Here is a 5,826-nt window from a genome sequence, read left to right on the forward strand (position 1 = left end):
TCGCATTCAATATTCGGAACCGGAAAAATCTCGCGCCAGTCAGCGATCTTCGTAACCGCGTACCCGGCGCTCTTTCAGATTGCGTTTGACCTTTTCCAGCTGGTCGATCAGGCCAGGGCCACGGCGCAGCGCCACGCCGACCGCCAGGATATCGACAATGACCAGATGGACGATGCGGGTGATCATCGGCGAATACAGGTCGGGGTCTTCCGGCGTATCGGCATACAGCGTCACATTGCAGCGCTTGGCCAGTGGCGAATTGGAATGGGTGATGCCGATTACATTGGCGCCGGCTTCGCGCGCCAGCTCCACCGAGCGGATCAGGTCGATGGTGCGGCCGGAGTTGGAAATGGCCACCACCGCGTCGCCCGGCTTGAGCAAGGCGGCCGACATGCCGTGGATATGCGGGTCGGAGTAGGAAATGCACGGCACGCCAAGGCGGAAGAACTTGTGCTGGGCATCCTGGGCGATGATGCCGCTGTTGCCAAGGCCATAGAACTCGATCTTGCGCGCATCGGCCAGAATGTCGATAGCCTGCTCGATCGCATCCGGGTTCAGCTCGTTGCGGGTGCGCATCAGGCTGGAAATGGTGTTGTCGAACAGCTTGGCCGCCAGATCATGGGCGGTGTCGCTGCTTTCCACTGCGCTGTGCACATAGGGCACGCCCGACACCAGGCTGCGGGTGAGGCGCAGCTTGAAGTCCTGCAGGCCGGTGCAATCGATCGAGCGGCAAAAGCGGATCACCGTCGGCTGCGATACGCTGGCCATCTCGGCAATCTGGGCAATTGGCGCATGGGCGACGAAGTTGGGCTGCGCCAGAACCAGCTCGGCGACTTTGCGCTCGGATTTGGATAGCTCCAGCAACAGGGATTTGATCTTCTCCAGCATGTTCTTCTCTTTTTTCTGTCGCGAATCAGGCCCGGCTGGCCAGTGCATCCAGCGCAGCGGCCGTGCCGCGCAAGGCCGGATTGCTGGCCATGATCACGTAGCTTGGCACCGCAGCCAGATAGTTGGAGAACCGCCCCTTTTGCTCGAAGCGGGTCCGGAATGGCGAGGCGGCAAAATAGTCGCCCAGCTTGGGTACGATGCCGCCACCGATATACAGCCCGCCACGCGCGCCCAGGGTTACCGCCAGATTGGCGGCGGCGGTGCCGAGCATGCCGCAGAAGGTATCGATGGCCTCGCGGCACAGGGCGCAGCTATTGGCCACCCCTTGCTGGCTGATCTGCGCTGCAGTCAGCGACGCCGCCTGCTGGCCATTGAGTTCAGCCAGCGCGTGGTAGAGGTTGACCAGGCCGGGGCCGGACAATAGCCGCTCTGCCGATACATGGCCATAGGACAGGCGCAAAAAGCGCAGGATTTCGTCCTCTTTATGATTGAACGGCGAGAACGACACATGGCCGCCTTCGCCCTGTAGCGGAATCCAGCGCTCCGGCTCGCCCGCTTGGTGAGCGGGAATCAGCCCCGATACACCGAGGCCGGTACCGGCGCCGAGCAGGGCAATCGGCAAGCCGGGGTTGCGCTCACCGCCACCCACTTTTTGCAATTCATGCTCGCCAAGCGCGGGCAGGCTCAGCGCCAGGGCGGTGAAGTCGTTGATTACCGACAGCCGGGCAAGGCCGAGCTGTTCACGCAAGGCCGATTGCGAAAATGCCCAGTGGTTATTGGTCATCTTCACCGCGTCGCCAGCAACCGCCGTGGCGATACCGAAGGCCGCCCAGCGCGGAGTGATGCCCAGCGGGTCAAGATAGGCGCGTGCCGCCTCATAAGGGCCGGCATAGTCGGCGCAGGCGAGATTGGCCTCATCGCTGATGGCGGCGCCGGGCGCGCGTATCAGCGCAAAGCGCACATTGGTACCGCCAATATCGGCAAGCAGGCGCGGAAAGGTGTCGGATGGATGCATATCGCTTACTCAGCCCAGTAAATACGGCAGGCGCCGGCTGCAGCGATTACCTGCGCAATCGGCAGGCGTGGGCCGCTGCTGTCCATGGCAGCCTGGAAGACGGTTTTCTTGTTGGCGCCGGCCAGGTGCAGCAGCAGCTTGCGGGCTTGAGCGATGGCTGGCAGGGTCAGGCTGATGCGCGGATACGGGGCGCTGACCGGGTTGACGGCGGCCAGCAAGGCCGGGTTGTCCGGCGCGGTGGCTGCACCGACTTCAAACGAACAGGGGAACAGGCTGGCGGTATGGCCATCCTCACCCATACCCAGCATCAGCACATCGAAAGGCTGTGGAATGGCGCGCAGGCGCGCCTCCACCTCGGCCACGCCGGCTTCGGGCGTGGCATCGGCGCTTTTCAGGCTGACAAAGTGCGCGGCCGCCACCTGGTATTTGAGCAGGTGCTCGCGCACCAGGCGCTCATTGCTGTCCGGGTGATCAACTGGCAGCCAGCGGTCATCCACCAGGGTGATCCACACCTTGTCCCAATCGAGACGCATCTGGCGCAGTTGCTGGAACATGCCGATCGGCGTCTTGCCGCCCGACACTGCCAGGCTGGCAGCGCCACGCTCGGCAATGGCCTGTTCGAGACTGGCAGCGATCTCACGGGCCAGACAGATATCAAGATCGACGCGTGATTCGTATTCGTTGAAGTGGATATTCATAAGGACTCGCGAACAGTGAAACGTGAGGGATCGCAATTGCGTAACAGTCAGCAGGCGAAACGTAGGATGCCGGCACCTTTCACCTTTCACCTTTCACCTTTCACACGAATCAGCCTTCCTCGTGCCAGCAAAAACCGTCGCGCGACAGCAGGGCCGAGCTGGCGGCCGGGCCCCAGGTGCCGGCGGTATACAGCTTGGGCGCATCGTCGCTTTGCTCCCAGGCGTCGAGAATCGGCTCGACCCAGCGCCAGGCTTCATCCAGCTCGTCGCGGCGCATGAACAGGGTGAGACGACCGCGGATCACATCGGTCAGCAGGCGCTCGTAGGCATCAGGCCGCCGTGTTTTGAAGATTTCGTCGAAATCCAGGTCCAGGTGGACCTCCTTGAGCTTCATCTGGTCGCCCGGCTGCTTGGCCAGCAGATACATCTTGACGCTTTCGTCCGGCTGCAGGCGAATCACCAGGCGATTGCTGGTGGTGGAGGAGGGCAGCTGGAAAATCGAATGCGGCACCTGGCGGAAATTGATGACGATCTCAGCCAGGCGCTCCTGCATGCGTTTGCCGGTACGCAGGTAAAACGGCACGCCGGCCCAGCGCCAGGTATCGATTTCTGCTTTCAGTGCGACAAAGGTTTCGGTGCGGCTGTCCGGTGCGATGCCCGGCTCATCGAGGTAGCCCACTGCCGGTTTTCCGGCACTGGCGCCTGCCTTGTACTGGCCGCGCACGGTCTTCTGCCCGACTTCCTGCGAGCCGAAGCGACGCAGTGCGCGCAATACCTTGAGCTTTTCATCGCGCACCGCATCGGGGTTGTCGCTGGCGGGCGGCTCCATGGCGATAAAGGTCAGCAGCTGAACCAGATGGTTTTGCACCATATCGCGTAGCGCGCCGGCCTTGTCGTAGAAGTCGCCACGGCCCTCCACGCCCACCTGTTCGGTGACGGTGATCTGCACATCGCTGATCCATTCGCGCCGCCACAAGGGCTCGAAGAAGGTATTGGAGAAGCGCAGCGCCAGCAGATTCTGCACCGCCTCTTTGCCGAGGTAGTGGTCGATCCGGTAGATCTGGCTTTCCTTGAAGAACTTGCCGACCTGGGCGTTGATGGCTTGCGATGAAGCCAGATCGTGGCCGAGCGGCTTTTCCAGCACCACGCGGGCACCGCCCTTGTTCAGCCCTACGCTGGCAAGGTTTTCGCAGATGCCGGCAAACAGGTTCGGCGCAGTGGCGAGGTAGAACACCCGGACATGCTCGGGGTATTCATTCAAACGTTCGGACAAGGCGGCATAGGCGGTCTTGTCGCCGGCGTCGAGCTTCAGATAGACGAGGCGCGCAGCGAACGATGCCCAGTCGGCTCCATTGAAGTAATCACCAAGGTATTGGCGGGCGGCTGATTCCGCCATGGTCAGATAGGCGGCCTGGTCCGGCTGGCTGCGCCCAAGGCAAAGAATGCGGCCCTGTTCCGGCAGGTGGCCGTCCTGATGCTGGTGATAGAGCGCTGGCAGCAGTTTTCGCATCACCAGGTCGCCAGTGCCGCCAAACAGCACCATGTCAAATGCTTGAATCTGTGTCATCCCGTTTGTCCTTGCGGTGGGCAGTGGCTGGTTTGAACCGCTGTTGCGCATTGCGCTAGCGCTGCTACAGGCCGGGGTCTTGCCGGCAGCTCAAGGCTGCCACGGTTGGCGCGCAAATGATGCAGCTGCTTGCCTGTAGTTTGATTTCTGTAACAATACTACTCTGCATGGAGCAAGGCAATGTAGTTTTGTTAGCATGACGGATCATGACGTACTTGGTGCAATGCAACATGGTCGTGCACGAAATCCGCGCAAAACCAGCCTTCCGCAACGCTTGCGCCAAATGAGTGCAACATAATCACAACAATGAAGCGTCATTCGAGTAAAAGTTCGGTGTGCGAACTTGTCTTTTAACTGTAGTAAAACTACTATTGGCCGCAAGTGTGGTGTAAGCCTTGTGTGCCCGGCACCAAGCTGCATCGTCAGGCATTGCCGGCGCCGTCACTGCGGCTGCCATCCTGGGAGTCTTGATGAGTTTGCATACCAGCCTGGTGAAGGTTACCGAGCGTATCCGCCAAAAAAGCCAGCCGAGCCGCGAGGCTTATCTGGCACGCGTTGCCAGTTGGGCGGCGCGCGAGCCGGTGCGCAAGGGTCTGTCCTGCACCAATCTGGCGCATGCCTTTGCCGCCGCGCCCACGGGCGACAAGATTTTGCTGCGCGAGCAGCGCCAGCCCAATATCGCCATTGTGTCGGCCTACAACGATATGTTGTCGGCCCACCAGCCGCTCGAGCACTATCCGGCGCTGATCAAACAGGCGGCGCGCGAGGTGGGCGCAACGGCGCAGTTTGCCGGTGGTGTACCGGCTATGTGCGACGGTGTGACGCAGGGGCAGGCTGGCATGGAGCTCAGCCTGTTCTCGCGCGATGTCATTGCCATGAGCACCGCCATCGCCCTCAGTCACCAGATGTTCGACGCCACCTTGTGCCTCGGTGTGTGCGACAAGATCGTGCCGGGCCTATTGATCGGGGCGCTGCAGTTCGGCCATGTGCCGACCCTGTTCGTGCCGGCCGGTCCGATGACTTCCGGCATGGAAAACAAGGAAAAAGCCCGTATCCGCCAGCTGTATGCCGAAGGCAAGATCGGTCGGCAAGAATTGCTGGATGCGGAAGAGCAGTCCTATCACGGCGCCGGAACCTGCACCTTTTATGGCACCGCCAATTCCAACCAGATGCTGATGGAGATCATGGGTCTGCATCTGCCCGGCAGCGCCTTTGTCAATCCCGGCACGCCCTTGCGCGATGCCTTGACCGCCGAGTCCGCGCGCCGGGTAGCGGCCATTACCGCTTTGGGTTCGCACTACACGCCATTGGCAGAGATCATCGATGAGCGCGCCATCGTCAATGGCCTGGTCGGCCTGATGGCCACCGGCGGCTCCACCAATCATGCGATCCACCTGATTGCCATCGCCCGCGCGGCTGGCATTGTGATCGACTGGACCGATTTCGACGATATCTCGGCGGCGGTTCCCTTGCTGGCAAAGGTGTATCCGAATGGCAGTGCCGACGTGAACCATTTCCATGCCGCTGGCGGCATGGGTTTGTTGATCCGTACCCTGCTCGACGCCGGTTTGCTGCATGAAGAGGTGAATACGGTGATGGGCCCCGGTCTGCGCCGTTATGCACAGGAGCCATGGCTCGATGGCGGCAAGCTGGCTTGG

General features: G+C 61.4%; 5 protein-coding genes. 1 reads left to right on the plus strand and 4 read right to left on the minus strand.

Annotated features, from left to right (window positions below; genetic code table 11):
• Nucleotides 1-39: 39 nt before the first annotated feature.
• The 4 genes from hexR to zwf form a co-directional block, all read right to left on the minus strand.
• Complete coding sequence (gene hexR, locus ACE3OH_RS18470) at nt 40-888, minus strand: transcriptional regulator HexR (protein ID WP_374356641.1); 849 nt, start codon at nt 886-888, stop codon at nt 40-42.
• Between the two features lie 25 nt (nt 889-913).
• On the minus strand, nt 914-1,903 hold the full coding sequence (locus ACE3OH_RS18475) for a glucokinase (protein WP_374356644.1): 990 nt from the start codon (nt 1,901-1,903) through the stop codon (nt 914-916).
• A 5-nt stretch (nt 1,904-1,908) separates the two neighbouring features.
• A complete protein-coding gene (pgl, locus tag ACE3OH_RS18480) occupies nt 1,909-2,601 on the minus strand; it encodes a 6-phosphogluconolactonase (RefSeq protein ID WP_374356647.1) in 693 nt (230 codons plus the stop codon).
• A 109-nt stretch (nt 2,602-2,710) separates the two neighbouring features.
• The gene (gene zwf / locus ACE3OH_RS18485) at nt 2,711-4,168 is read right to left on the minus strand and encodes a glucose-6-phosphate dehydrogenase (protein WP_374356651.1); all 1,458 of its coding nucleotides are present in this window, start codon (nt 4,166-4,168) and stop codon (nt 2,711-2,713) included.
• Nucleotides 4,169-4,644: 476 nt separating this feature from the next.
• On the opposite strand from zwf, the gene ACE3OH_RS18490 reads away from it, so the two are divergent.
• The coding region (locus ACE3OH_RS18490; RefSeq protein WP_374356654.1) for a dihydroxy-acid dehydratase at nt 4,645-5,826 on the plus strand (1,182 nt) is incomplete at its 3' end.

Source organism: Chitinimonas sp., assembly GCF_041904975.1.
Taxonomy (GTDB): domain Bacteria; phylum Pseudomonadota; class Gammaproteobacteria; order Burkholderiales; family Chitinimonadaceae; genus Chitinimonas.